Here is a 26,128-nt window from a genome sequence, read left to right on the forward strand (position 1 = left end):
AATGATCAAAGATTCCTAATTTTCAAGAAAACCACCTGCATTTTAGAAATCACCAAAGCTCCTTTATACTAGGCGCAATTTTTAAATATTCTTTTATTTTTTATGTCTGCCTACTCTCAGGAAAAAGTGCAAAGCAATGCGCTTGCTTTGTTACCTTTATTGGTATTTTTGATCATCTTTCTCGGGAGTGGTCTCTATCATTCAATGATTGGGACAGAATTTGCCTTTTATCAAATTAAAGCGCCAGTAGCAGCAATCCCTGCCATCATTTTAGCTTTACTGCTATACAAACAGAAACTCAACACAGCCATCGAAGAGTTTCTTCAAGGCGCAAGTCATCCGAACCTTATTTTAATGTTCATGGTATTCATGTTGGCTGGAGCTTTTGCAAGTGTATCAAGTGCCATTGGAAGCGTTGATGCCACAGTTCAATTAGGTTTGTCATTGATTTCAGCTGAATTCGTATTACCCATGCTGTTTATCATTTCAGCCTTTATTGCTACTGCTATGGGTACTTCTATGGGTACCATTGCTGCTTGTGCACCGATTGCTTTTGGTTTTACTCAGGCGACTGACATTTTACCAATTTATGCGATTGGGGCTGTCGTTGGTGGTGCAATGTTTGGTGACAATCTGTCCATGATCTCTGATACAACGATTGCTGCCACAAGAAGTCAAAACGTCGAACTTCGAGATAAATTTAGAGTCAACGTTTGGATTGCTTTGCCTGCTGCCATCATGACCTTGATTGCTTATGTACTACTCAGCCAACAAGCGGAATCAATTCAATCAAAAGCTTATGATTTATGGTTGATTTTGCCTTATCTAGCGGTCTTTTTTCTAGCATTCAGCCGATTACATGTACTTGCAGTTTTAATGATTGGAGTGGTGCTATCTGGAATCATCGGTCTGATTGAAAAGCCTGAATTTGATTTATTGAAATTAAATTCTTCTATTTATGATGGCTTCGTGGGAATGTTTGAAGTTGCACTACTATCAATGTTACTTGGCGGTCTGTCAGCTTTGATGCAAAAAGAAGGTGGTTTACAGTGGTTAATCGAAAAAATTTATCGTATCACCCGTCTATTTAAATTTGGTCGTCAGCGTGCTGGGGAATTGGGCATTAGTTTTCTTGTGGTCTTCTCCAATTTGTTTGTTGCGAATAATACAGTTGCGATCATTTTATCAGGCGATATGGCTCGTGAAGTGGCTAAAGAATATGGCGTTGATCCGAAACGTAGCGCCGCACTGTTAGATATTTTTTCTTGCGTGATTCAAGGCATTATTCCCTACGGTGCACAATTGCTTTTGGCTTGCTCAATTGCAAAGCTCTCGCCAGTCGAGTTAATTGGACATATTTACTATTGCTGGATTCTTGCCGTATTTGCGATTTTAGCGATCTTGTTTAATTATCCACGATTAAAAACATCTTAAACATTTGCAAAGTCTCTTTAGTTTTGTTTTTAAAATTAAAGAGACTTTAAAAACTGTTTCGGTGTCACGCCAGTCCACCGTTTAAAAGCACGTCCAAATGCACTTTGATCAGCATAATTTAGTCGTTCAGCAATTTCAGAAAGGGATTTTCCTTGCTGCAAATACAACTTACTTTGTTCTAAACGATATTGATCTAAAACATCCTGAAAGTTAAGTTGATAAGCTTTTAGTTGACGTTGCAAAGTTCGCTCAGAACAATGCAAACGTTTAGCTACATAGCTTTGCAAGACCTCTTCTTGTTGAGCCAATCCCTGCTCGATATAAGTTTGTATTTTTTGTCTAAATTGTTGTTGCTGTAACTCAGAAGAAGTCACACTATTTAAAGATTGTTGTGCCTGTGTGGATAGCACATGATTAAGTTGTTGATCTCCTGCAATACTTTTCGCTTTTAAAATTTGATTTGAAAATCGAATGGCATATTGCCCTGCTTGCACATGAATAGGACATCCATAAAACTTTTCATAATGATACAACGCCGTATGAGGAAGATAACCAAACTGTATTTTTTGAGGTGGAACAAGTGCATCTTGTACGATGGATTGTGCAATTTTAAAGATCAATGCCAAATTCAGTTCATACATCTCACGATAGTCACTAAACGATGCTCCCCAAACAATTTGGATGTACTCGGCAAACTGTTGCACGCTCAATTGTTCTAGATTTGTTTGCTTAAAAACCAAAGAATAATATCGTTGTAAGAGTTGCAATGCTTGTTGTAAGTCTAAACTGGTTGAAGCCAAATATCCCATTAGCCCTAAATCTTGCAAGTTAGCATGTTCAGCCAAAACAAGTGTAATGGGCCGCGAAAAATAACTTTGTGCTGCTTGTAGAAGTACAACATATCGTTCTACATCAAAATCTTGCTCATCAGGATGTTCTAAACAATTTTGAAATGTTAACCATAATTCTTGTTCCACAACTTTAGACAAATCGACTTGCTCTTGTTGAAGAACACGATTAAACAATCGCAAATATCCAATTATAATTTTAACTGACATATACCAATCTCATCCTGATATGTCGTTATTTGTATAAAACTTGGCTGTAACTGTCAAAACATTTCATCGGACTTTTTCCATACTGAGTACATGAAAAAGAAAAAGGAAGAGCAAAGATGAATGCACATGTTTCCTATCAAGTTGATCCAATTGTAAGAACAAAACTAGATTTTCACCTTAATGAAGCACCACGCTTCTGGTTTGGTGGTGATCCATTCCGTACTCGTATGTTCGATGCATTGAGTCTGACATTCCCAGATGGGGAGCGCTATTTCATCGAGTCTGTTCGTTTGTTTCGTGACAAAATCACAGATCCTGACTTGCAAGCACGTGTTGCTGACTTTATTCGTCAAGAAGCACAACACGGTATTGCCCATGACAAAATGAATCAAGTCATGAAAGAGCAAGGTATGCCTGTTGATCAGTTCACTGATCGTTTGAAGAAAATTTTTAAATTTGAACTCAAATATCGTTCGCCACAGTACAACATTGCGATGACTGCTGCAGCGGAACATTTGACGGCGCTCATGGCAGATACTTTCTACAGTAAAAAGGAAACTCTTGCGGATGCTGATCCCTTTGTTCGAGCGCTATTTGCTTGGCATGCGATCGAGGAAATGGAGCACCGTGATGTTGCTTTTGATGTCATGAAAGAAGTGGGCGATGTATCTGAGTTCACACGTCGCTCAGCTTTAGTACTCACTACAGTTCTGATGTTTGGTTTTACGATGTATCGTACCGATGTCATGCTGAAAAAAGATGGTTTTAATTTAAAACAACGCCTAGATTTAGCACTTAAAGGTTTACCTTGGTTCTTTGGTCGAAAAGGTATTTTGACTTCTAAACGTGAACAATACAGCGATTGGTTTAAAAAAGATTTCCACCCAAATCAACATCCAGTTATTCGCCAATATGATGTTTGGATTGATACGTTAGCCAAGACCAATGATCCAATTGCTGCGGGTGAAGCGTTCTGGCAAGCAGGGCTTTAGTTCTATTTAAATAAAAATACCTTTAATGCTCCACCGCTATGCGGTGGAGCGGGGGAAACGTATTCTTCCTATGAGTTACTCACAGCTATACAACACCTTCAGGCACTCCAGTTCCACCTGCTAACTTGCTAATTTTCCAACGCTTAACATCATGATATTCAAATTTAATTTCATAATCAAAGTTTGAATCTATTACCAATAGAAATATACCTTTAGTTTTATCAAATGCCGCAAGTAATTCTTGTCCTTTCACATTTATACTATGAAAAAAATCTTTATGCTTCAAAACATCTATTATTTCGATTCCAGTTTCAAACACAAATGATGCTTTCGTTTCTGCGACTGAATTACTATAGGAAAATCTTAAATATGCTTTTTTCCAATGCGGTTCAATATCGATCATGAGAGTTATAAATTTTTTCGCAATTTCAATAACTAATGTGTTTGCATGATTATCAACCATCAATTCATCCTTCTAATATAAATTTGCTAAGAAGCATTATTTTTCCCTTTTTATCCGCTATGCAATGGAATTCTCTAGAGTAATATACCTCATTGTTAATATGAAAAGAGAGGCGCATATTTATAACCATCACCACTTCGCATAATGCTGTTCTAATAAACCATATTCATTATGTAATGAAACTAATTCGACTTGGTCATGTGCAATCGTACCGCTGACTTTGGCTTGCCATTGATTAAACTGGCTGCCGATCAAACGCAGATTAATATTTTCAAAACGACACCACCCTGTTTCAACAAGTAGATTGAGACGTTGATCTAAAGAACGAATTGACCATGTTGTTTCGTTTTGCTGTTCAAATAAAACATCATTAAGCGGATAGAGACGACCATTAACCCACAAAGCATTTTCATTGCCAAAACTTTCGTTCACACCTGAGGCTAAATTTAAACCGATCCGTCGCTCTTGTTGATCTCTAAATTGACACGACAACCAAAACCAAGCAGTTTCTGGGCGAAGAAAACCACAAGTATCATCTAAAGCTGCTAGGCTTTGTTCATTAAAGTCGATGCGTTGCTGATCAGGACTAATAAAAAAACCTTCAACAGCTAAAGTGGTTTGCTTCTGTGTATATGTCCATCCATTAATACCTGTCGGTGAACACATACTCAAAGCGTCAGTTCCTGCACAAAAAATCCGCGCTTTCAACTGTGTTTCGCCATGTTTAGTCACTTGAATATAACGCACACCATTCGCATGTTGCATATCAAATTGGTAGGCAGACTTTTTAAAAAAACTTTGACTAAACAAAGGCTGTTCGTCTAGTTGTGTTTTTAAAGCCAAAGGCTGTATCGCATTCCACTCAATGACTTTTTGCGCAAGATGATCATACACATAATAAAAAGCATGCCCTGCCCATGACAAATCAACAATCGCAATCCCGATGCTAAAATGCTCATGTTGTAATCCACAGAATTTAAACTTCTTATATTTAAGCTGTTTTCGCCAACCTTTTAATACCTGACCATAAGGGGTTTTATAAATATAGTCATCTAAATTAATACGTGACGGAACGTGTTCGAAACGCCCATAACGAGGTTGACCATTTGTTTGTATCAAATCCATTGTCGATTTCCATGATTGCGTCATTGCATCTATTGCCGTCATAAAGTCCAAGCTCTATGCTTTCTCAAGCATTATCTCGAACCATCAAAATTACTCAAATAAGTTCAGACTCATGCGAGTGAGCAGCAAGATGTATTTTAGCTTAATATTTCATCAAATATTCATACTCAAGTTTTATTTTAAAAAACAATCTTATACCACTCGATCAAAAAACATGACTCTACATCCATTATTAAAAGTCAACGCGTTGGGATTCATAGTATTAGCACTGACAGCATGTAACGACAACGATGATCAAAATAGTTCTGCAACCCAACCAGAACGACAAAATCAAAGTATTAATATTTTAGCTTTCAATGATTTTCACGGTAATTTGGAACCACCAAAACGTTTTATTGAGGCTGAAGACCCCACTGACACGAATAAATCGGTACGAATTCCTGTAGGTGGTGTCAGTTATTTCGCAGATGCAATAAATAAACTCCGTGCTCAATATCCTAACAATGCCGTGGTATCTGCGGGTGATTTAATTAGTGCCTCACCACTTACCTCATCCCTATTCTTGGATGAACCGACCATTGAAACCATGAATGAAATCAAAATTGATTTTAACGCGGTTGGTAATCATGAATTTGATCGTGGAACTGATGAATTACGTCGTTTGCAAAATGGTGGTTGTCAGCAATATACCACCACTAAACCTTGCCAAATTAATAAAGATTTCGCTGGTGCAAAATTTAACTTTTTAGCAGCAAATGTCTCTTTGAAAGCTGATCCCAAAAGAACACTATTTCCTGCATATAAAATTAAGCGCTATGGCAATATCCCTGTTGCGTTTATTGGTTTGACTTTAGAAGCAACACCAACAATTGTCTCAGCGGCAGGTATCAAAGATGTTGATTTTCATGATGAAGCCGAGACTGTCAATTCACTTATACCTGAGTTAAAAAAGCAAGGGGTTGAAGCAATTGTTGTGGTGGTACATGAAGGTGTAGCGCCAAGTACTAAATTTAATGCGAAAACCTGCGCGGGATTAAGTGGACCTTTGACTGGAATATTAGATCGTTTAGATACAGCGGTTGATGTCGTGGTTTCAGGACACACCCACCAGTCTTATATCTGTGACTATTCAACCTTAAACCCACAAAAGCCATTTCTATTGACCTCAGCAGGACAATACGGCACAGCAATTACCAACATTAAACTTGAGCTCGATGGTAAAACTGGGGATGTCATCAAGAAAGATGCTCAACAAGTACCAATTCAAAGCGAAGCATATACGTCTGGAACGACTACGGTTAACTTGACTAACTTATATGAAAAATTTAACAAGACACCAAGTATCGAAGCGATTCTGGATAAATATCGTCAAGCTGTAACTACAATTTCTGCACGTATCGTAGGCACTACGACCACAGTCATTAATCGAAATGCAGCTGAAAGTGGTGAAACCGCTTTAGGTAATTTAATTGCAGATGCCCAACAGGCAGCAGCTTTAACTGCAAGCAATCAAGGCTCTGATTTCACATTAATGAATCCAGGTGGAGTACGTGCTGACCTTCAAACCAACAGTAATAATCAAATCACTTTTGGAGATGTATTTGCAGTACAACCTTTTGGTAATTCGATTGTCACTTTAAGTCTGACTGGCCAACAAATCCGTGAACTATTAGAACAACAATGGTCTGGGGCTAATGCTGATCGACCGCGCATATTACAGCCGTCTAAAGAGCTGAGTTATGCATATAAAAAAGATGCAACTGCTGTCCCACGTGCTACTCAAATTATGATTTCTGGGCAGGCTTTAATGGATAGCAAATCTTATCGAGTCACCGTAAATAGTTTTATTGCAGATGGTGGCGATAACTTTACTGTACTCACAAAAGGAACCAATCGTGTAGGTGGTGGACAAGACATTGATGCATTAGAAAAATACATCAACCAAAATTCACCTGTTCAAGCACCTGAAACCAACCGTATTAAAGTTATTCAGTAGTTCACATAAAAAAATGGGGAAGCTTTCGCCTCCCCATTTTTTTATGATATTTAATCAATTGGAAGATAAGTATTTTGCCAAGTTATCGGCTTAAACAGACCTTTCACTAAATGCACATACCGCCCTGCAACATGATCGATTGGGATACAATCATCCACCTCAATAACACGGTCAGTATGTGGTTTACCCCACTCTGGTGGAATCAACTGCTTCGCAATCTGTTTAGCTTGAGTATTATTTTTAGCAACCACCAAGTGATAACGATGTAACTCGCCAAATTGATTTGCTGAATATCCGCCGAGATTGATCAAATATAACTTTTGCTCGTCTACTGCTGGGGCAGCAAGCGCGAAGTGAATTTGATAATCTATGCCTTGCGTCTGAACTCCAGAAAACTGAGCCCAAGCGTCAATATGTAAACCCTTAAACTCACCAAACCAAGCTTGCTTCAGTTGAGGAATGATCTCCTGCACATCATCACCGATTGCCATAACCACATCATGGACTTCGGTTATGGCTTTAGCATGTCGACCACCCAACATCACCATAAACAAACTTGGCATGAGGTTGACTTACATTTCAACCATTTCGACGCCATCAATACGGGCTACCGTCATTAAATCTTTATCACCACGACCTGAAACAGTCGCAATGATGATTTGATCTTTTGACATTGTTGGTGCCAGTTTAGTGACATACGCCATCGCATGTGAACTTTCTAAAGCAGGAATAATCCCTTCAATTTTGGTGAGATCACGGAAACCTTGCAGAGCTTCATCATCCTTAATCGGAACATATTCAACGCGTTTCATATCTTTCAAGAAACTGTGTTCTGGTCCAACACCTGGATAATCCAAACCTGCGGAAATACTGTGTGTTTCAATGATCTGACCTTGTGCATCAGACATGAGGTAAGTACGGTTACCATGCAATACACCAACATGACCTGCATTCAATGGAGCAGAATGTTTACCTGTTTCAATACCGTAACCAGCAGCTTCAACGCCATACATTTTGACATCTTGATCATTCAGGAATGGATAGAACAAGCCCATCGCATTTGAACCACCACCGACACAAGCAACTAATGCATCAGGAAGACGACCCGCTTGCTCAAGGATTTGGCGACGCGCTTCGCGTCCAATAATCGACTGGAAATCACGTACAAGTTGTGGATATGGGTGTGGCCCTGCAACTGTACCAATTACGTAATATGTCGTATCGACATTAGTTACCCAATCACGCATCGCTTCATTTAATGCATCTTTTAAGGTTTTTGATCCGCTTTGCACTGGTACAACTTTTGCCCCAAGCAAACGCATACGATATACATTCATCGCTTGACGCTTTACGTCTTCAGCACCCATGTACACCACGCATTCCATACCCAAGCGAGCAGCGATTGTTGCGGTTGCTACACCATGTTGACCAGCACCTGTTTCAGCAATGATTCGTTTTTTGCCCGAAAGTTTTGCCAATAATGCCTGACCAATCGTGTTATTTACTTTGTGAGAGCCAGTATGGTTTAGGTCTTCACGTTTTAAGTAAATTTGCGCACCGCCGAGGTGCTGAGACCATCGCTCAGCATGATAAAGAGGACTAGGACGACCAACATAGTACGCAAGATCACGATCAAACTCAGCCAAAAACGTTTCATCATTTTTCATACGATTATAAAGATTTTCTAAATCTTCAAGCGCAGCCATCAGCGTTTCTGACACAAAACGTCCACCATGAATACCGAAATGCCCTTGAGCATCTGGAAACTGGGTGTAGTCAATCACATTATTTTGCTGATCCACGTTGGACTCCTTGCATAAATTTTTCAATGAGTTGTTGGTCTTTTATACCTTTTGCGGACTCTACGCCTCCGCTCACATCTACAGCAAAAGCAGCCGTAGTGTGTATAGCTTCACTCACATTTTCAGGGGTTAAACCGCCTGCCAAAATCAGTGGGATATCAAGTTGAGGAAATTGATTCCAATCGAAACAATGCCCCGTCCCACCTTTTAACTGAGGATGCCATGCATCTAAAAGTACTGCACTGGCTCCCGCAGCTTCATAACGTTGAATTTCAGTCACAACATCTAAATCAGGCTTAACTTGAATCGCTTTGTACCAACGGCGCTTACATTGCGCAGCAATTTGTTGGCATTGCTCAGGGGTTTCATCGCCATGTAGTTGTAATACATCTAAAGGAACTGAATCAAGCACCGTTTGGATTTCTTGTGCACTTGCATTGACAAATAAACCCACCAATTGCACATAGGGAGGAACGAGATTCGCAAGTTCCTGTGCATTTTTAATAGTGACATGCCTTGGACTGGGAGGGAAAAAAACCAAACCAATTGCATCTGCGCCAGCACTTACTGCGGCTTGAATATCTTGTGCACGTGTGATGCCACAAATCTTGGCGCGAGTTCGGCTTTGAATTTGGCGCATAATAAGTCCAATTTTAGCATTAAAATTTGATTGCACCGCATTGTAATCCAATTTAACCAGCTTGGGGCAAAGTTCAGTCTGAAATGCGATTGTTTAAAAAACGTGAACACTTTATACTGCGCTCAATCTCGCAACAAGTCTAAAGCAAATTCTTTTGCTTATAGGGAAGTTGGTGCAAATCCAACACTGCCCTCGCAACGGTAACACCGAATTATTAATCTCAGCTCTAAGCCAAATCACTGCATCAGAATGATGTGGGAAGATGATTAATAGCATCACGATTGTGATGATATAGTGAAGTCCGGAGACCTGCTTGTTGTTTACTTCCACGTTAACATTCACGATGGGTGAATGTATGGAGCGACATCATGTCTACACATTTAAAACCGGCACATTTGGCTGGGGCTATCGCTATTGCGATGGGGTTAAGTTCAACTGCTTTTGCTCAAACCGTATCAACCAATAAAACTGCATCACTCGATACGATCGTGGTCACAGCAACACGTACAGAACAAAAAATTAGTGATGTCCCTGCCCGTATCAACATCATAGAACCGAAGATTCTTGAGCAATCTCCAATTGCATCATTACCGCAATTATTACAAACAGATGCCTCAATCAATATGGTTCAAAGCGGTGGTTACGGACAAGCAGCCTCAATCTTTTTACGAGGCACTAATTCAAATCACACACTACTATTAAGAGATGGTGTTCGCCTTAACTCAAATACATCTGGCGCAGCTTCACTTCCATTTATTGATACCACTGACATCAAACAAATTGAAGTATTAAAAGGTCCAGCATCTGTTCTATACGGTGCGGATGCTATTGGCGGTGTAGTGCAACTCATCTCAAAAACACCTGAAAAAACCTCAGCTTTTGTAACAGGTGAGATCGGTGAAAATAAAACTTATAAATCTGTAATTGGTGCAGACCTAGCAGAAAATGGGTTTTATGCACAACTGCGTGGTCAACGTTTAGAAACTGATGGTACACCTGTCACTGATGCTAAAAACTCGAAGAAAGCGAGTTTTGATCAAAAAGGCTATAGTGCAAAAATTGGTGTAGAACAAGAAAACTATGCTGCTTCTGTTGATTATAGTGAAAATGAAGGCTACAGCGACTACGACAATTATGGCAATTTAGTTTCTCAAGACTTTAAAAATGAAGCGATTAACCTAAAAGCGCGTGCCAATATTCTAGAGAACTTAGCTGTACATGCACGACTATCACAGTATAAAGACGACCTAAATCAAAATAATTCTCCTGACTACGTATATAGCACGACTCAAGAGGCAGAACTCTATACCAAATGGCAATTCACACCTGCACAAAACATTTTATTGGGTTCAACCTTTAAAGACATTAAAGGTGATGTGTACTCTAAAAATCTTTGGGGTGGAGAAGACGTAAAATACAAAGAATCTATCGATACAGTTGGTTATTTTCTTCAGCATCAATATCAACAAGATGGCATAGAAACTCAAGTTGGTGTTCGTGTTGAAGATAACGATAAGTTTGGTACACATACTGTAGGTCAAGGTGCGATCAGATACCAAGTATTACCACTAACAAGTATTTATGCAAATATTGGCTCTGCATTCCGCGCGCCAACTACAAATGATCTGTATGCGATGTCTTGGGGCGCCAATCCTGACCTAAAACCAGAAGAAAGTTTTTCTTATGAAATTGGTGTAGACCAAAAGCTAAACTATGGTATTGATTTGGGGTTATCGGTTTACCGTAACAAAGTGGATAATTTAATTAGCTTCCAAGCAGGCAAACTTATTAATGTTAACAAAGCAACGTTTACAGGTGGCGAAGCATCATTTAAGTGGCAACAAGATGAGTTGTTTTTAAATACAACATATGCCTATGTTCAAGCCAAAGATGATGAAACAAATAAAGAGTTAAATCGTCGTCCGAAACAAAGCTTAACTTTAACCACTGGTTGGGATGATGGAATCTACGGTATTTCAGCATCTATCGTTGCGAAATCTAAATCTAAAGATTTTGCCGACTGGCCTTCAACCACCCCAACCACAACACCAGGTTACGTAACTACTAATGTCAATGCATATTGGCAACCAACGCCAATGATCAAAATCTTCACTAATCTCGAAAACATCGGTGATGTGAACTACAAAACCGCTTATAACGGTGGTGGTGTTTACTACATTAATGGTGGTCGTCTAGCTTCAGCGGGCGTTACGTTCCGTTATTAATCGCGCAATAATATCCTAAAAATATTTTATTAACTCCATTTTCGGGGTAATGTTTTGACCGACATTATCCCCTTTTTATTGGTAGGACAGTTTGATGGGACATCGTTTAAGTAAGATCTATACTCGCACTGGCGACTCAGGTACAACAGGGCTTGGAGATGGTTCACGTGTGGCTAAAGATGATTTGCGTATTACAGCCTTAGGTGATGTTGATGAACTGAATGCAACGATAGGTGTACTTCGTGCTCAGATCACAGCTAGCCAAATAGAAAGCAAAGCCCAATGGGACAAAAGCTTAAGTCTTATTCAACACTGGCTATTCGATTTAGGCGGTGAGGTTTGTATTCCAAACTATCATTTACTCCAACCGATTTGTATTGAATTCCTTGAAAATGAAATTGATCAAATGAACGAATCGCTGCCGATGCTCAAAGAGTTTATTTTACCTTCAGGTAGTCTGGCATGTAGCTATGCACATCAGGCACGTGCTGTATGTCGTCGTGCTGAACGTGCATTAATGTCAGTACACAGTCGTGATCAAAATATTCAAGCAACGGCTTTACAGCTATTGAATCGTCTATCAGACTGGTTATTTGTTGCTTCCCGTGCTTTGCAACGTGCAGAAGGCGGTAGCGAAGTACTCTGGCAAAAGAACATTAATGACAGCATTGAACAAGCATAATTATTTCTAAGGTGAGTCGAAATGCGAATCATTGGTCATCGTGGTGCACGAGGCGAAGCCCCTGAAAATACACTAGGTGGATTTCGCTATCTACATGGACTGGGGATACGTGCAGTCGAGTTTGACGTACGTCAACTCAAAGATGGGCAACTGGTAGTTATTCATGATGATGATTTTGTGCGTACCACAGGTCGAGCACAACATGTTGAAAGCTGCGATTTATCTGAAGCTCAACAATTCGATCATCGCCATCAATGGCAGCATTGGACATTTGAAGAATACACCCCAAGTTTGCCACATGTATTAGAATGCCTAACAGATTTTGACCACATCGAAGTGGAAATCAAAGCAGTCGCGGATGAAGCTGCTGCCGAACGCCTGATCGAGCAATTACATCATGATTTAAAAGGTTTTGAGACTTCAGCAACGATCACTAGCTTTGATGTCAAAATTTTAGCTGCCTTACAACACATTCGTAGTCACTATAAACGCGGTTTGTTGGTTGAAATCCCGATTGGTGAATATGCCATTGAACTTGCTCAACAATATGAATGTCAGCAAATAGGTTGGAAAGACCAGCTTGCCACTGATGAGATCATCAAACTCACCCAGCATGCGAATTTGAAAACCAGTGTTTGGACTGTAAATGACATTGATCGAGCAAAACATCTTCAACAACTCGGTATAGAGGGGTTGATTACAGATGTCCCTAAACTCATGCTGCAACACCTCAAGCTGTAAAAAAAGACGACTTATGTCGTCTTTATCTTTGCCGTTGGGCTTGAATTAGGCGCTGACCTTTTTCATCTAACAAATATAAATTCGTCCCATCAAACTGAAACTTTTTCACACGCTGCATGGAGTCCATTAAATCAGCTTCTTGTGCCAAAGCCTTGTCACAACTATTATGTCCAGCCATCACATCAAAATCTAATCTGTGTTGCGCAAAGTTATACGTATAACGACCATATAGGTTATTACACCCTGTATGACCAGAGACTAGGTTTGTTGCAGAATTAAGAGCGAAATTTGGATATTGATTAAAGAATAATGCCCTTTTGTTATGAATGTGAGTAATTTGCCATGTTACATCTTGCACACCATCTGTACTCTTACGAACTTGTAGCGTTGGAAGTTGATTCACACGTTTTGGCTGCAAGGTTTTAGACTGGGTCGTTTGTGGTTGGCTTTGACAAGCCGAAATCACAAGAGCTGTCGATATGATTAAACTTTTGTTAAAAAATGCCTTCAAATAAGAAATGATATTTTTCACGGTAATTTGCTCAGACATTGATTTAGTTCACCTTTTAATTCATTGACCATATTAACAAATGAATTCTGTTACTGTTCTTTCGATACAACTGTACAATAATACTAGTGCTTATGAATCTGGGCATGCTAATATCAGTGATAAAATAGCAATATATCGTCATGATTGGTTTTGCTATCTCGTTTAGTTTTATTATCTTGTGCAAACAAGATTATTAGGAGCGCTGACGGATATGAATTCCGCCCCACTCAAGAAAGCACCCATTAATTGGATTGCAATTTTTGCATTGGTATTTTTACCAATCGTTGCGCTAATTACGGTTCCAATCTATAGCTACCATCATGACTTCAGTATGGGCGCATGGATTAGCATGTTCTTTTTACTGGCTGTAAGCAGTTTAGGTATTACCGCTGGCTACCACCGTTTATGGGCACACCGTGCTTATGAAGCAGCTTTACCTCTTAAAATCTTACTGATGATTGCTGGTACTTTTGCGGTTCAAAACAGTATTTTGTTTTGGGCTTCAGGTCACCGTACTCATCACCGCCATGTTGATGATGTCGATCAAGATCCTTATTCGATTAATAACGGTTTTTGGTATGCACACATGGGTTGGATGTTACGCAACTACCCTGCGGCTGAACCAAACTATAAAAATGCACCTGACTTGTTAAATGACAAGCTCGTCATGTTCCAACATAAATATTATGTTCCATTAGTGATTGCAGTGCATGCAGGTCTTCTATTACCAATCGGTTGGCTTGTTGGCGATGTTTGGGGCGTATTACTACTTGGTGGTTTAATTCGTTTATTCATTAGCCATCACGTTACCTTCTTTATCAACTCGCTTTGTCATATGTGGGGTAAACGTCCATATACTGACGAAAACACAGCACGTGACAATTTCATTTTAGCGATTCTCACTTGGGGTGAGGGTTACCATAATTATCACCATATTTTCCAATACGATTACCGTAACGGCGTGAAATGGTGGCAATATGATCCAACTAAATGGTTAATTTGGACAAGCTCTAAACTTGGTTTAGCCAAAAACTTACGCCGCATTCCTAGCTTCAACATCCAAAAAGCTGAACTTGCGATGAAGTTTAAGTATGCTGAACAAGACCTTGCGATTTATGGTCATGATGTCAATACAGATATTGCTCAGATGAAACAACGTATTGCTCAAGAATATGAAGCATTTACCAATACCTTAAATGATTGGGCTAAATTGAAAGAGCAAGAACTTCAAACTAAAAAAGCGGCTATGGCTGAAAAGATTCATCAAATGGATCATAAGCTTAAAGTTGATTTCCAATTGCTTGAACATCGTCTTGCTCATCACCGTGAATGCTTAGAAACTTTAGTTCGAAATATTAAAAAAGCACCTGTTTCAGAGTAATCAATTTACTCAATCAAAATGGTCTCTCAATGAGGCCATTTTTTATGCCTATAAGCATTCGCCTATTCAAACCTATATTTGATATAGTGATTACTCAACCCATCTCTTGACCTTATTTTTATGCAATTTAATCCCCGTTACAATTCACTGAATCCTAAGCTCTATCACCAGCAACAACCAAGCCCTTTACGTGGTGCAAAAGCAGGTCACTTTAATGAGGCCCTGGCAGATGAATTACTTTGGAATGCAGATGATAAATCTAACTGGGTTGAAATTTGCAGCGGTCAAAAAACCTTTACCGACTTCCCACCTTTAGCCATGGTTTATGCGGGTCATCAGTTTGGTCAATGGGCTGGACAATTGGGTGATGGCCGAGGATTATTGATCGGACAAATACTCAACAAGCATGGCGAAACTATCGATTTACACTTAAAAGGTGCTGGGTCTACTCCCTACTCACGTATGGGTGATGGTCGTGCTGTTCTTCGCTCGGTAATTCGAGAGTATCTTGCGGGTCATGCACTCAATGCACTTGGTGTAGCTTCAAGTCATGCGGTAGGTTTCACTACCTCTACGCAAGGCGTACAACGTGAAACTTTAGAGCTTGGTGCGATGTTATTACGCACTTCGGATTGTCATATTCGTCTCGGTCATTTTGAATGGATCAATCAATACGCACCTGAATTATTAACCGAGTTCACTGAAAAATGTATCGAATGGCATTATCCAGAATGCCTACAATCAGAGAATCCAATACTCGCATTTGCTCAAAGCGTGATTGAGCGTACTGCAATCATGATCGCGAAATGGCAATTGGTGGGCTTTGCTCATGGTGTGATGAATACTGATAATCTCAATATCACAGGTTCAACTTTAGATTTCGGTCCATATGGGTTTATGGAACGTTTCCGTCCGAATTGGATCAATAACCACTCAGATTATCAGGGGCGTTATACCTATCAGAATCAACCAAGCATTGGACACTGGAATCTGTGGACGTGGTTAAATAATCTGATTCCGCTAGCCAAACCTGAACAAAAAGAACAGTTCAAACTCGATTTGGCAAAATGTTTAGAACAGTTTGAGCCAGCTTTTTTAGCGCATTATGGTCAAGGCTTGTGCCAAAAAATGGGACTGCCACATTTCCATAAAGACAGCTTGGATTGCAGTTTTGCATTCTTACGAATATTACAAACAGAACAACTGGACTATACGCAAAGTTTTATTCGCCTTCAGGATAAGCAATATAAAGCTCTTCGTGATGATTGTTTAGATATCCGTCAGTTTGATAGCTTTCTCCAACAGTATCAAACAATTCGAGAACATCAGGATACGGATGAATTAGATGCTGTAATGAAACAAGTGAATCCTCAATACATTTTGCGTAATCACATGGCTCAAAAAGCCATTGAACAAGCGGAACGTGGAGACTTTAGTGAAGTTGATCGTTTATTCAAGTTGCTAAATCAACCCTACACACGACAACTAGACTTAGAAACTGAACAAGATACTGCCCCACTTCCAAGTGATGTACCTGAAATATCAGTAAGTTGTTCATCATAGAAGATATTGTATGAAATTAGGGCTGGCTATTGGATTTGCATTACTGGTTATTTTGTTAGGATTAGCTTTTTATAAATATGAAAAGTTTATTCCTAGCTTAGCTCCTGTTCATCCAGCCCTTTCAGCTCAAGAAATACAAGAGATTAATAAGACTAAGCCTGTAACCACAATTGAAGTTTTTAAACAACAAAGGCAACTAAAACTCAAACACCATGATCAAGTCATTCGAAGCTATCCGATCCGCTTAGGTTTTAATCCAGTTGGGCATAAACAATTTGAAGGTGACGGTAAAACACCAGAAGGCACTTATACAATCGACTGGCGCAATCTTCAAAGTGCTTATTATAAATCTTTGCATATCTCCTATCCAAATGCGAATGATCTCGCTTATGCAAAGCAAAGGCAAAAGTCAGCGGGCAGTGATGTGATGATTCATGGCACAGTCCCTACTCCTGCAATATCATTCCCTGCGAGTGCCACTTACATGCCTCGTAAAGACTGGACTTTAGGATGTATTGCTGTGACAAATGCTGATATGGATGAAATTTGGCAACTTGTTAAAAATGGCACACAAATTATTATTCATCCATAATTGAATCAAACCTATTGAAGCTGTGTTAGGGATAAGTATTGTGATTAAACTGGACAAGGCTTAGTCACAGCATAAGTTCATCATCTAGATTTATATCCCCCAGCACTTAAAATATCAGCATAAGCTTTTGTAAATTAATAAAATACACTTAATACTAGACCGTTGATTGCTTCTATAAGTACTTTACCAGTAGATTATTTCTGCAAAATCATTATCAAACTATCCACATTTTCTGTGGATAATACTGTGGTTATCCACAGGATAAAATTAAAGGCTCATTTTTCTTATTAGATTTATCTCTTTGTGAAAAAATTCTCCACATCCGAACACCCTAACAAAGTTATGTAAACAATAAGCTCTCAATGAAATTCGTTGTTAGTCTTTTAAGTCTTAGGCCTAAGATAGTAAAATTTGTATAAAATTCGAACAGCACAATATAATCTCTTCCCAAGATTTGGTGATTTTAAATTTTGGATCAGCACTCTGCTTTAGTGACTAGAATTCATGGTGAATTTAGCATATACATTCAAATTGAAATGAAACATAGCGACTTGGGTTTAAAACAATAAACTACACATGATTAGGATTAGTTTTCAGATGCCTTTCAACACACTTACCAAAATACTATTTGCTTTTGCACTTTCCAGTTCGTGTCTGCTGCATGCGGCACCTTCATTTGATGAAGATACACAAATCATTTCAAGATCTCCTCTTGGCGTTTGGATGCTAAAACAAGACTTAAACCAACCTAAACTCAACTGTGCTATTCGATTTATTTCTACTAAAGATACTGAAAACAGTTTTTCTATTTTTGGTGCTACAAAAAAAACTTCACATGCAACGATCCTATTTCAAGGTAAAAACATTCCTACCACGCATACACCAGAAGAAATGCGAGTCGAACTCAGACAGCAAGATTTAGCTGTGACACCCCTAAAAGCTCAACTTTTGCCAAGCTCAAGTACAGGTATGCTTGCAGTCAACACAGGAGATATTCAGCAAACGCTTAAATCCATGCGTGATCAAGAAAAGAACCTAGAGTTAAAATTGAACAATGCTACGATTTACACACTTGACTATGATGGTTTAGCTCAAGCACGAACAGCGATGCAGGATTGTCTCGCGGGTAAAGTGGTCAAAATAAAATCACTGAAACAAGCAACAGCTGAAATTCGCCCTGTTGGTAATTCAACAATCACAGGACAAGCATTCTACAAAGGTGCAATTCTTGCAAAAAAACAATATCCACCCAAAGGAACACAAGCTGTTGGTTTAATTTGGATGACAGATGAATTTAAAGCTTGGTATGAAAAAGTTAAACGTGATCAAAAGCTGCCAACTCATATTCCAGAATCTATTCTCAAACATTTCATGTCTACGCGTATCTTAGATGATCAAGGACGTTTTAAATTTACCAACTTACCTGCTGGTGAATACATTCTCATTGCAAATTTTTCTTATGAAAAAAATGTTAGCCATACTGAAGTCGTTGGGCGAACTGATGTTTATGTGGGGAATCAATATGTCGGCTCAAACGACCAAATTGCTCGCTGGAATTATATTGTGAAAGAAGGAACTTCTTTTGAGAAACCTGTGACCATCCCCAAAGATGGCGATACGATTAATGTAAGTTTAGATAAGTCACAAATCATGTGTTTTTTGGTGTGTTTCTAAAAAAAGAAAAGCTAGCCTTATGATCTACATAAGGCTAGCATAAAATTATTCAGGGTATTCAAAACGATAACCGACCCCATAAACAGCTTGTATCCACTCATGACGATTACCTGTGTCAGCAGCTTCTGTAATTTTGCGACGAAGGTTTTTGATATGACTATCAATCACTCTATCCGCGACATCAAAGCTGTCAGGATTGATGTGATCTAAAAGCTGCGCACGTGAATAGACTTGTCCTAAATGCTCTAAAAACAATTCTAATAAACGGAACTCTGTTGGCGTCAGCGTCAGTGCTTTTTGTTGATACCAAATCCGTTGCTGAGCTTTATCAATACGGAATAAATCATTCTGTTCAGGCTCAGCTTTTCGCTCTAAGCGACGTAACACGGCTTGCACTCGCGCAACTAACTCTTTCGGACTAAATGGCTTACAGATATAGTCATCAGCCCCCATATTCAGCCCCAACACACGATCGATTTCTTCAGTACGTGCAGTAACCATAATAATTGGTAAATCTGATTGCTCACGGACTTTACGACAAATCGTTAATCCATCCATACGTGGCACCATCAAATCTAAAATCATCAGGCTTGGTTTGCGTTGCTGAAATTGAGTATAAGCATCTTGACCATCATGAAACATGCTGACTTCAAAACCAGCAGCCTCTAAATAATCTCGAACCAACTGTGCCAGCTCTACTTCATCTTCAACCAACATAATATGTTTCATGGTCTACATCCTATACATCACATCCTCAGAAATAGAGGAATAAAAAGTTATTTGATTTGTTTTGGAAAAGTCAGAACACAACGCAAACCACCTAATGGTGAATGCTCAAATGTCAGTGAACCACCCAATGCTTGTGCCAATTTACAAGACAAAGCCAAGCCTAAACCCGTCCCTCCCGTACTCCGAGTACGAGAATCATCAACACGATAGAAACGCTCGCCTAAACGCGCTAACTGCTCATCATTCACACCAAATGGGCTGTCATCCACATACAATATCCACTGTTTAGCATTTTGTTGAGTATGAATCTGTATTTTCCCACCTTGTTCGGTATAGCGAACACTATTTCCGAACAAGTTAACAATGATTTGCTTAAATCGATCTCGGTCTAATGAAAGAATCGCTCCTTCGCCAGAAAGTGAGACTTCTAACTGATGCTGTTCAAAAGTTGATTTAAAGTTTTCAACTTCTTGCTGAATAATCTCCCAAGGATTTACATCAGCAAAATAACATTTGAGTTGTTGAGCATCAGCTTGAGCCAAATCAGCTAAATCTTGAGTTAATTTTTTCAAACTAGAGACTTGCAACATCATGGCATTTAGGTGCTCTGGTGTTGCCTTGCGAATCCCGTCCTGCATCGCTTCAATTTGTGCCTGTAATACAGCTAAAGGCGTTTTTAACTCATGCGAAGTATCAGCAACCCATTGACGACGTGACTCTTCATGTTGGTGCAAAATATCAGCCAAATGATTCAACTGATTAGATAAATCGCCTAATTCATCATTACGCTTAATCGCTACCTGGTGTTGATAGTTACCCTTGGTCAATTCTGAGGTCGCTTTTAATAAGCGCTGGATTGGCTTTTTAAAATAAGTTGCCATCAACAATGCTGCAACCAAACTCGACAATACAGTCAGCACATAAACCAAGAATAAATAACGTTTCTGATTACTAAAGAAATTAATACTTGAGGCATCATCTTGATCAAGTACAGGCTTTAAACCTAAATAACCCACTACTTGTTGCCCTACCATAATCGGACGGTAAGAGATTTGATCTGTTGCGGGTTCACCAACAACAAATTGATGTTTTGCATCATAAAGAGACAAGCGAGAACTCAGTCCCAACCGATCTGGAATCGAAACAAAACGTTTTTTTCCATTTTGAGTATCATCATTTTGCTTATTAGACTTTTGCTCAGAACTATCTTTTTTTAACTTAAATTGACTTGGACTTAATGGAAATTTTAAACCCTCAAATGGTTGATATTCCGACGGCAGATTTTGCTTGAGGATATTCAGCTCTTCGGTATTAAAAATTTGGCGATTTCTTATTTCCGCATTATTTTGCGATAAGCTTGGAGACATGCTTAATAAAGTATGTTCATTAAAGTATCTTTGCTGCAAAGCAATGTCATACTGACGACGCAACCACCACTGTGATAAACGATCATAGTCATCTGGTGCGGCAGTTCCTTCGATTTGTAAAATTTGCGCCTGAATCGCATTCCCCCAATCTTGATAAACGTTATATACATTCCCCAAATTGGCAATCAAACGATCTAACTTTTGCATTTCCACATCGGCAACATATCGAGCAAAGTTCTTTTGCATCGTCCAATGTAAAATCCCCAAACTAATCGTGGCGATCAACAAAGTTGTTAACAAGACGGTTAGGAATAAGCGTAAAGCTATAGGAATACGACGGATACTCAAATATATAGTCTCAACATGGATCTACCTTTTGATTGTAACCAACATGTCAGAAAAAAACTCTCCATTGTTTCTTCATCATTATTGTCTAATCTTTAATTCATCAATGAGCAAGTAGTTTACTGGATAAAAAATGAAGAAGACTCAGATTGCAATTTTAAGCACAGTTCTCGGTTCAACACTAGCTTTAGCAGCTTGCCAATCCACTACGCCTGCTGAACAAAATATGAATAGAGATCATCATCGTCATCATACAATGTAACGCCAAAATCTTAGCCCAGAACAGCGTGCCGAGTGGCAAGCTAAACGTGAGCAGCGTTTAGAACAACGTGAACAAATGCGTCAACATCATCAAGCTCAAAAAGCGAAGATCGAACAAGCATGTCAAGGAAAGCGCATTGGTGAACGCGTGAATATTCAATGGAATAATCGTGTCATCGAAGGTACATGTGAAGTCCGTTTCAGCCCTGATCAATCACAATTTAAGCGTCAAATGCATCCAACCACTTAACCCTCTTCCTCACGGCGCTTCACAGCGCCTTTTTTTATAAATGCATACGAGATACTTATAAAATCATAACTAATAATTACTCAAGAGTACTGATTACATTCAATTTCTAAAAAGTAATCTAAAAATAAAAACCTGATGAAAGTCTGCAAAGTTGCGCCATAATAAATCGTGAAAACATTGATTCCGATGATCTCACTCACATTATCTTCATCAATTCAGATCAAAATAACCACTACACAGCTGCTTACGATTTTAAACAAGCAGTACAAGTAAAAATTAGAAAAAACACATACAATCTCAGTGCTTATACAGGCAAAATGACAATCTTTGACTTCGCAGTCACTAAGAAATGACCTGTAATAGCTTGTACCAAACTATAACTTGTTGCAGGATTAGCGGTACAAAATGGTGCCATTAATTGGGCACATTTATCATTGACTAAGATTATAACTCTGGTTTGACCAGTATTGAGGAACCCGCTATGCCACAATACAAAGCACCCTTACGTGATATGCAGTTCGTATTGCACGAATTATTAAATGCTGAAGCACATTACGCAAAACTGCCTGCATTTCAGGGCACCGTAAGCCGTGAATTGGTTGATCAATATTTAGAAGCAGCGGCAGATTTCTGTGAGAATGAACTTTCTCCTATCAACCAATCAGGCGACCGTGAAGGTTGTACTTGGAATGACGGTGTTGTTACTACGCCTACTGGTTTCAAAGAAGCGTATCAAAAATATATCGAACTTGGCTTCCCATCTTTATCTGCTGATGAAGAATTCGGTGGTCAAGCGTTACCAAACTCTTTAGGGATTACCATCTCTGAAATGGTCGGTACAGCGAACTGGTCTTGGGGTATGTACCCAGGTCTTTCTCATGGTGCTGTTCGTACAATTGAACACCATGGTTCTGATGAACAAAAAGCGACGTATATGCCAAACCTTGTATCAGGTGTTTGGACAGGTACAATGTGCTTAACTGAATCTCATGCAGGTTCAGACTTAGGTATTATTCGTACCAAAGCAGAACCAAATGATGATGGTAGCTATGCAATTTCTGGCGAGAAAATCTTTATCTCTGCTGGTGAACATGACATGGCTGACAACATCGTTCACATCGTTCTTGCACGTTTACCTGGAGCACCTAAAGGCACTAAAGGTATTTCGCTGTTCATCGTACCGAAATTCCTTGTAAATGCTGATGGTTCAGTTGGCGAGCGTAACGCTGTACGTTGTGCTTCAATCGAACACAAAATGGGTATCCATGGTAACGCAACTTGTGTGATCAACTTTGATAAAGCAAAAGGTTACTTGATCGGACCAGAAAACCGCGGCCTAAACTGCATGTTCACATTCATGAACACTGCACGTATTGGTACAGCCGTTCAAGGTCTTGCTGCATCTGAAGGTTCTTTCCAAGGTGCTTTAGCATATGCGAAAGATCGTTTAGCAATGCGTGCACTTTCAGGTCCTAAAGCGCCTGAAAAAGAAGCAGATCCAATTATTGTTCACCCTGCTGTTCGTAATATGCTTTTAACTCAAAAAGCATTTGCTGAAGGTGGTCGTGCACTTGTTTACTTATTGGCTCAGTATGCAGATATCGTTGAAAAAGGCGAAACTGAAGAAGAGCGTAAATTTGCTGACAACATCTTGTCTCTGTTAACACCAATCGCTAAAGCATTCTTAACTGAAACTGGTTCTGAATCTGCAAAACATGGTGTTCAGGTATTTGGTGGTCACGGATTTATTTCTGAATACGGTATGGAGCAAATTGTACGTGATACACGTATTGCTTGCATATACGAAGGAACAACTGAAATTCAAGCACTTGATCTTTTAGGTCGTAAAGTATTGCAAACTCAAGGTGCAATGTTGAAAGACTTCACCAAGATCATCCATAAATTTGTTGAAGCAAACAAAGACAATGCTGCAATGCAAGAATTCCTTGCACCATTGGCTGCTGCAAACAAAGAATGGGGCGATATCACGATGCAAATCGGTATGCGTGCAATGCAAAACCCTGATGAAGTTGGTGCAGCTGCGGTTGACTACATGTACTTCTCTGGTTATGTCACACTTGCTTACCTATGGGCACGTATGGCACTTGTTGCTCAGGAGAAACTGGCTGAAGGCTCAACTGATGTTGACTTCTACAATGCGAAAGTAGCGACTGCTCGCTTCTACTTCAAGAAGATCCTGCCACGTGTTCGCTCGCATGTAGATGTACTTTCAACTGGTGTTGCGCCATTGTTTGAACTTGATGCGGAACACTTCGCGTTCTAATCATAGATTAGAGTGAGATGCAACGTTCATCACAAAAAAAGGACTGGTCAGTTTTGACCGTCCTTTTTTTGTTTAATCAATGCTAAATTTAGATTATTCATTTATTTGTTCGTTTTATTTGATCACTTTGCACAGAGCCTGTGCCTAGAAGGGAACGATTATGCCAATTTACAATGCTCCTTTAGCAGACATGAAATTCATCTTAAATGATGTATTTAACGCAGAACAATTTTGGCAAGCTAATGAAAAACTTGCTCATGTAGATGCGGCAACGGCTGAAGCTATTTTAGAAGAAATGGCTAAATTTGCGCAGAATGTAACTCATCCTCTTAACCGTACAGGTGATGAAGAAGGCGCTCGTTGGGAAAATGGTGAAGTATTCACTCCAGCTGGTTTCAAAGATGCTTTCCGTCAATATGCCGAAGGTGGTTGGATTGGCTTAGGTGCTGATGAGGAATGGGGCGGTCAGGCAATGCCAAAAATGCTGACTGTTCTTGCTGATGAGATGTTATTCGCAACCAATCCATCATTCTTGCTCTATCCGCTTCTATCTGTGGGTGCAGGTATGGCTTTAAATAGCTATGCATCTCAAGAGCAAAAAGAAACTTATTTACCGAAAATCTACTCAGGCGAATGGTCTGGTACGATGTGCTTAACAGAACCACATGCTGGTACTGATTTAGGTATTATTAAAACTAAAGCTGAACGTAATGAAGATGGTACTTACAACATCACAGGTACAAAAATCTTTATTACAGGCGGTGACAACGATTTAGCTGAAAACATCATTCACTTAGTTCTTGCAAAGACACCTGATGCTCCTGCTGGTTCACGTGGTATCTCTTTATTTATCGTACCTAAGTATCTTGTAAATGAAGATGGCTCTTTAGGCGAGCGTAACTTAGTAGGCGCTGGTTCAATCGAACACAAAATGGGAATCAAAGCATCTGCGACTTGTGTCATGAACTTTGACGGCGCTAAAGGTTTCCTCGTTGGTAAAGAAAATGAAGGTCTTGCTGCAATGTTCGTCATGATGAACTACGAACGTTTGTCGATGGGTATCCAAGGTCTAGGTGCTTCAGAATTTGCTTATCAAAATGCTGCACAATACGCGACTGATCGTTTACAAGGTCGTAGCGCTTCAGGTGTTCAATCACCAAGCAAACCTGCAGACAGTATTTTAGTTCACGGTGACGTTCGTCGTATGTTACTAAACGTACGTGCTAACAATGAAGCATCACGTGCATTTGCTGTTTATGTCGGTCAACAGCTCGATATTACTAAGTTCTCAACCGATGCTGAAGCTGTTAAAAAAGCCAATGACCGTGTTGCACTTTTAACACCTATCGCTAAAGCTTATCTAACAGATACAGCATTCCAAGCAACGCTAGATGCACAAATGGTATTTGGCGGTCATGGTTTTATCCGTGAATGGGGTATGGAACAATGTATCCGCGATCTTCGTATTGCTCAAATCTATGAAGGAACGAACGGTGTTCAATCACAAGACTTAATCGGTCGTAAAGTGATTAAGAATGGTGGTGCTTTCATCGCTGAATACATCGCTGAAATTCGTGACTTTGCAAATACATTAGATGCAGATTTGAACTTCATTAAAGATGCAACTTTAGATGCAGCAACTGAAGTAGAAGCAGTTACTCAATTCATCATTGAGCAAGCAGCTGAAAATGTAGAGTTCCCTAACTCTGCTGCTGTAGATTACTTACATGCGGTTGGCTTACTCAGCTTCAGCTACATGTTTGCAAAAATTGCTGCTGCTGCTAAAGATAAGTCAGGTGACTTCTATCAAAACAAACTTGCTTTAGCTCAATACTTTGTGACTCGTATCTTGCCTGAGTTAGAGGCACGCATTAAGAAAGTTGAAGCTGGTTCTGATCTTATCATGAACTTCAGTGAAGACTATTTTACGAATCAATCTTAATTGAATTAAGAAATAAAAAACGCCTGAAAATT

The 26,128-nt window shown here is 39.4% G+C and carries 21 protein-coding genes, 1 pseudogene and 1 riboswitch; of the genes and pseudogenes, 13 read left to right on the top strand and 9 right to left on the bottom strand.

Going from position 1 to position 26,128, the window contains the following annotated elements:
• Positions 1–102: 102 nt before the first annotated feature.
• The gene (locus H2677_RS12680) at positions 103–1,434 is read left to right on the top strand and encodes a Na+/H+ antiporter NhaC family protein (protein ID WP_129263872.1); all 1,332 of its coding nucleotides are present in this window, start codon (positions 103–105) and stop codon (positions 1,432–1,434) included.
• Between the two features lie 35 nt (positions 1,435–1,469).
• On the opposite strand, the gene H2677_RS12685 is transcribed toward H2677_RS12680, so the two are convergent.
• Positions 1,470–2,492 carry an AraC family transcriptional regulator gene (locus H2677_RS12685; protein ID WP_212638683.1) on the bottom strand — a complete coding sequence of 341 codons (1,023 nt, stop codon included), beginning with the start codon at positions 2,490–2,492 and terminating at the stop codon, positions 1,470–1,472.
• 116 nt (positions 2,493–2,608) lie between these two features.
• Here H2677_RS12685 and H2677_RS12690 point away from each other — a divergent pair, with 116 nt between their 5' ends.
• Positions 2,609–3,484 carry a metal-dependent hydrolase gene (locus H2677_RS12690; protein WP_212638684.1) on the top strand — a complete coding sequence of 292 codons (876 nt, stop codon included), beginning with the start codon at positions 2,609–2,611 and terminating at the stop codon, positions 3,482–3,484.
• 85 nt (positions 3,485–3,569) lie between these two features.
• On the opposite strand, the gene H2677_RS12695 is transcribed toward H2677_RS12690, so the two are convergent.
• Both H2677_RS12695 and H2677_RS12700 read right to left on the bottom strand, forming a co-directional pair.
• Positions 3,570–3,947 carry a hypothetical protein gene (locus H2677_RS12695; protein ID WP_228301657.1) on the bottom strand — a complete coding sequence of 126 codons (378 nt, stop codon included), beginning with the start codon at positions 3,945–3,947 and terminating at the stop codon, positions 3,570–3,572.
• A 129-nt stretch (positions 3,948–4,076) separates the two neighbouring features.
• Positions 4,077–5,072, bottom strand: coding sequence for a DUF2804 domain-containing protein (locus H2677_RS12700; RefSeq protein WP_212638685.1), 996 nt, complete (start codon positions 5,070–5,072; stop codon positions 4,077–4,079).
• A 214-nt stretch (positions 5,073–5,286) separates the two neighbouring features.
• On the opposite strand from H2677_RS12700, the gene H2677_RS12705 reads away from it, so the two are divergent.
• The gene (locus H2677_RS12705) at positions 5,287–7,068 is read left to right on the top strand and encodes a bifunctional metallophosphatase/5'-nucleotidase (protein WP_136700400.1); all 1,782 of its coding nucleotides are present in this window, start codon (positions 5,287–5,289) and stop codon (positions 7,066–7,068) included.
• 50 nt (positions 7,069–7,118) lie between these two features.
• Here H2677_RS12705 and H2677_RS12710 read toward each other — a convergent pair whose 3' ends face one another.
• Genes H2677_RS12710 through H2677_RS12720 form a run of 3 tightly spaced genes read right to left on the bottom strand, consistent with a single transcriptional unit; the run spans position 7,119 to position 9,510 of the window.
• A complete protein-coding gene (locus H2677_RS12710) occupies positions 7,119–7,631 on the bottom strand; it encodes a DUF1543 domain-containing protein (protein ID WP_129263880.1) in 513 nt (170 codons plus the stop codon).
• A gap of 9 nt (positions 7,632–7,640) precedes the next feature.
• Positions 7,641–8,870, bottom strand: coding sequence for a tryptophan synthase subunit beta (trpB, locus tag H2677_RS12715; RefSeq protein ID WP_004908869.1), 1,230 nt, complete (start codon positions 8,868–8,870; stop codon positions 7,641–7,643).
• The gene (locus H2677_RS12720; RefSeq protein WP_039047065.1) at positions 8,854–9,510 is read right to left on the bottom strand and encodes a phosphoribosylanthranilate isomerase; all 657 of its coding nucleotides are present in this window, start codon (positions 9,508–9,510) and stop codon (positions 8,854–8,856) included. The genes trpB and H2677_RS12720 overlap by 17 nt, the downstream gene beginning before the upstream one ends.
• Positions 9,511–9,628: 118 nt before the next feature.
• Positions 9,629–9,841: riboswitch (cobalamin riboswitch) on the top strand.
• Positions 9,842–9,878: 37 nt separating this feature from the next.
• Here H2677_RS12720 and H2677_RS12725 point away from each other — a divergent pair.
• The 3 genes from H2677_RS12725 (at position 9,879) to H2677_RS12735 (ending at position 13,158) form a co-directional block, all read left to right on the top strand.
• Positions 9,879–11,735 (top strand): TonB-dependent receptor plug domain-containing protein, encoded by a 1,857-nt coding sequence (locus tag H2677_RS12725; RefSeq protein WP_212638686.1) that lies wholly within the window; start codon positions 9,879–9,881, stop codon positions 11,733–11,735.
• Positions 11,736–11,829: 94 nt separating this feature from the next.
• Complete coding sequence (locus tag H2677_RS12730; protein WP_004964025.1) at positions 11,830–12,417, top strand: cob(I)yrinic acid a,c-diamide adenosyltransferase; 588 nt, start codon at positions 11,830–11,832, stop codon at positions 12,415–12,417.
• Positions 12,418–12,438: 21 nt separating this feature from the next.
• Positions 12,439–13,158, top strand: coding sequence for a glycerophosphodiester phosphodiesterase (locus tag H2677_RS12735; RefSeq protein ID WP_212638687.1), 720 nt, complete (start codon positions 12,439–12,441; stop codon positions 13,156–13,158).
• Positions 13,159–13,180: 22 nt separating this feature from the next.
• On the opposite strand, the gene H2677_RS12740 is transcribed toward H2677_RS12735, so the two are convergent.
• Positions 13,181–13,708 carry an META domain-containing protein gene (locus tag H2677_RS12740; protein WP_112986218.1) on the bottom strand — a complete coding sequence of 176 codons (528 nt, stop codon included), beginning with the start codon at positions 13,706–13,708 and terminating at the stop codon, positions 13,181–13,183.
• Between the two features lie 211 nt (positions 13,709–13,919).
• Here H2677_RS12740 and H2677_RS12745 point away from each other — a divergent pair, with 211 nt between their 5' ends.
• From H2677_RS12745 to H2677_RS12760, 4 genes are all read left to right on the top strand, one after another.
• Positions 13,920–15,089 (top strand): acyl-CoA desaturase, encoded by a 1,170-nt coding sequence (locus tag H2677_RS12745; protein WP_004908876.1) that lies wholly within the window; start codon positions 13,920–13,922, stop codon positions 15,087–15,089.
• A 120-nt stretch (positions 15,090–15,209) separates the two neighbouring features.
• Complete coding sequence (locus tag H2677_RS12750; protein ID WP_212638688.1) at positions 15,210–16,652, top strand: protein adenylyltransferase SelO; 1,443 nt, start codon at positions 15,210–15,212, stop codon at positions 16,650–16,652.
• A 10-nt stretch (positions 16,653–16,662) separates the two neighbouring features.
• Positions 16,663–17,244 carry a L,D-transpeptidase family protein gene (locus H2677_RS12755; protein WP_212638689.1) on the top strand — a complete coding sequence of 194 codons (582 nt, stop codon included), beginning with the start codon at positions 16,663–16,665 and terminating at the stop codon, positions 17,242–17,244.
• Between the two features lie 597 nt (positions 17,245–17,841).
• Positions 17,842–18,918 (top strand): hypothetical protein, encoded by a 1,077-nt coding sequence (locus H2677_RS12760; protein WP_212638690.1) that lies wholly within the window; start codon positions 17,842–17,844, stop codon positions 18,916–18,918.
• Positions 18,919–18,963: 45 nt separating this feature from the next.
• Here H2677_RS12760 and H2677_RS12765 read toward each other — a convergent pair whose 3' ends face one another.
• Entirely contained in the window at positions 18,964–19,647 is a 684-nt protein-coding gene (locus tag H2677_RS12765; protein WP_004908887.1) for a response regulator, read from the bottom strand.
• A 47-nt stretch (positions 19,648–19,694) separates the two neighbouring features.
• Positions 19,695–21,362, bottom strand: a complete 1,668-nt coding sequence (gene baeS / locus H2677_RS12770) for a sensor histidine kinase efflux regulator BaeS (protein WP_212638691.1) — start codon at positions 21,360–21,362, stop codon at positions 19,695–19,697.
• A 130-nt stretch (positions 21,363–21,492) separates the two neighbouring features.
• Here baeS and H2677_RS12775 point away from each other — a divergent pair.
• The 3 genes and pseudogenes from H2677_RS12775 (at position 21,493) to H2677_RS12785 (ending at position 26,096) form a co-directional block, all read left to right on the top strand.
• Positions 21,493–21,870: pseudogene (locus tag H2677_RS12775) on the top strand (heavy-metal resistance).
• Between the two features lie 481 nt (positions 21,871–22,351).
• A complete protein-coding gene (locus H2677_RS12780; protein ID WP_039047046.1) occupies positions 22,352–24,154 on the top strand; it encodes an acyl-CoA dehydrogenase C-terminal domain-containing protein in 1,803 nt (600 codons plus the stop codon).
• Between the two features lie 160 nt (positions 24,155–24,314).
• Positions 24,315–26,096, top strand: coding sequence for an acyl-CoA dehydrogenase C-terminal domain-containing protein (locus H2677_RS12785; RefSeq protein ID WP_201897762.1), 1,782 nt, complete (start codon positions 24,315–24,317; stop codon positions 26,094–26,096).
• Positions 26,097–26,128 lie beyond the last annotated feature (32 nt).

The organism is Acinetobacter junii (genome assembly GCF_018336855.1).
GTDB classification, from domain to species: Bacteria; Pseudomonadota; Gammaproteobacteria; order Pseudomonadales; family Moraxellaceae; genus Acinetobacter; species Acinetobacter junii.

What these genes read in the sequence shown, in the direction of transcription:
- H2677_RS12735 (WP_212638687.1), top strand. Translation starts at nt 12,439, where the DNA reads ATGCGAATCATTGGTCATCGTGGTGCACGAGGCGAAGCCCCTGAAAAT.
- H2677_RS12755 (WP_212638689.1), top strand. Translation starts at nt 16,663, where the DNA reads ATGAAATTAGGGCTGGCTATTGGATTTGCATTACTGGTTATTTTGTTA.
- H2677_RS12760 (WP_212638690.1), top strand. Translation starts at nt 17,842, where the DNA reads ATGCCTTTCAACACACTTACCAAAATACTATTTGCTTTTGCACTTTCC.
- H2677_RS12725 (WP_212638686.1), top strand. Translation starts at nt 9,879, where the DNA reads ATGTCTACACATTTAAAACCGGCACATTTGGCTGGGGCTATCGCTATT.
- H2677_RS12710 (WP_129263880.1), bottom strand. Translation starts at nt 7,631, where the DNA reads ATGCCAAGTTTGTTTATGGTGATGTTGGGTGGTCGACATGCTAAAGCC.
- H2677_RS12680 (WP_129263872.1), top strand. Translation starts at nt 103, where the DNA reads ATGTCTGCCTACTCTCAGGAAAAAGTGCAAAGCAATGCGCTTGCTTTG.
- H2677_RS12705 (WP_136700400.1), top strand. Translation starts at nt 5,287, where the DNA reads ATGACTCTACATCCATTATTAAAAGTCAACGCGTTGGGATTCATAGTA.
- H2677_RS12780 (WP_039047046.1), top strand. Translation starts at nt 22,352, where the DNA reads ATGCCACAATACAAAGCACCCTTACGTGATATGCAGTTCGTATTGCAC.
- H2677_RS12740 (WP_112986218.1), bottom strand. Translation starts at nt 13,708, where the DNA reads ATGTCTGAGCAAATTACCGTGAAAAATATCATTTCTTATTTGAAGGCA.
- H2677_RS12695 (WP_228301657.1), bottom strand. Translation starts at nt 3,947, where the DNA reads ATGGTTGATAATCATGCAAACACATTAGTTATTGAAATTGCGAAAAAA.
- H2677_RS12750 (WP_212638688.1), top strand. Translation starts at nt 15,210, where the DNA reads ATGCAATTTAATCCCCGTTACAATTCACTGAATCCTAAGCTCTATCAC.
- H2677_RS12785 (WP_201897762.1), top strand. Translation starts at nt 24,315, where the DNA reads ATGCCAATTTACAATGCTCCTTTAGCAGACATGAAATTCATCTTAAAT.
- H2677_RS12690 (WP_212638684.1), top strand. Translation starts at nt 2,609, where the DNA reads ATGAATGCACATGTTTCCTATCAAGTTGATCCAATTGTAAGAACAAAA.
- H2677_RS12765 (WP_004908887.1), bottom strand. Translation starts at nt 19,647, where the DNA reads ATGAAACATATTATGTTGGTTGAAGATGAAGTAGAGCTGGCACAGTTG.
- H2677_RS12720 (WP_039047065.1), bottom strand. Translation starts at nt 9,510, where the DNA reads ATGCGCCAAATTCAAAGCCGAACTCGCGCCAAGATTTGTGGCATCACA.
- H2677_RS12700 (WP_212638685.1), bottom strand. Translation starts at nt 5,072, where the DNA reads ATGGATTTGATACAAACAAATGGTCAACCTCGTTATGGGCGTTTCGAA.
- H2677_RS12685 (WP_212638683.1), bottom strand. Translation starts at nt 2,492, where the DNA reads ATGTCAGTTAAAATTATAATTGGATATTTGCGATTGTTTAATCGTGTT.
- H2677_RS12745 (WP_004908876.1), top strand. Translation starts at nt 13,920, where the DNA reads ATGAATTCCGCCCCACTCAAGAAAGCACCCATTAATTGGATTGCAATT.
- H2677_RS12730 (WP_004964025.1), top strand. Translation starts at nt 11,830, where the DNA reads ATGGGACATCGTTTAAGTAAGATCTATACTCGCACTGGCGACTCAGGT.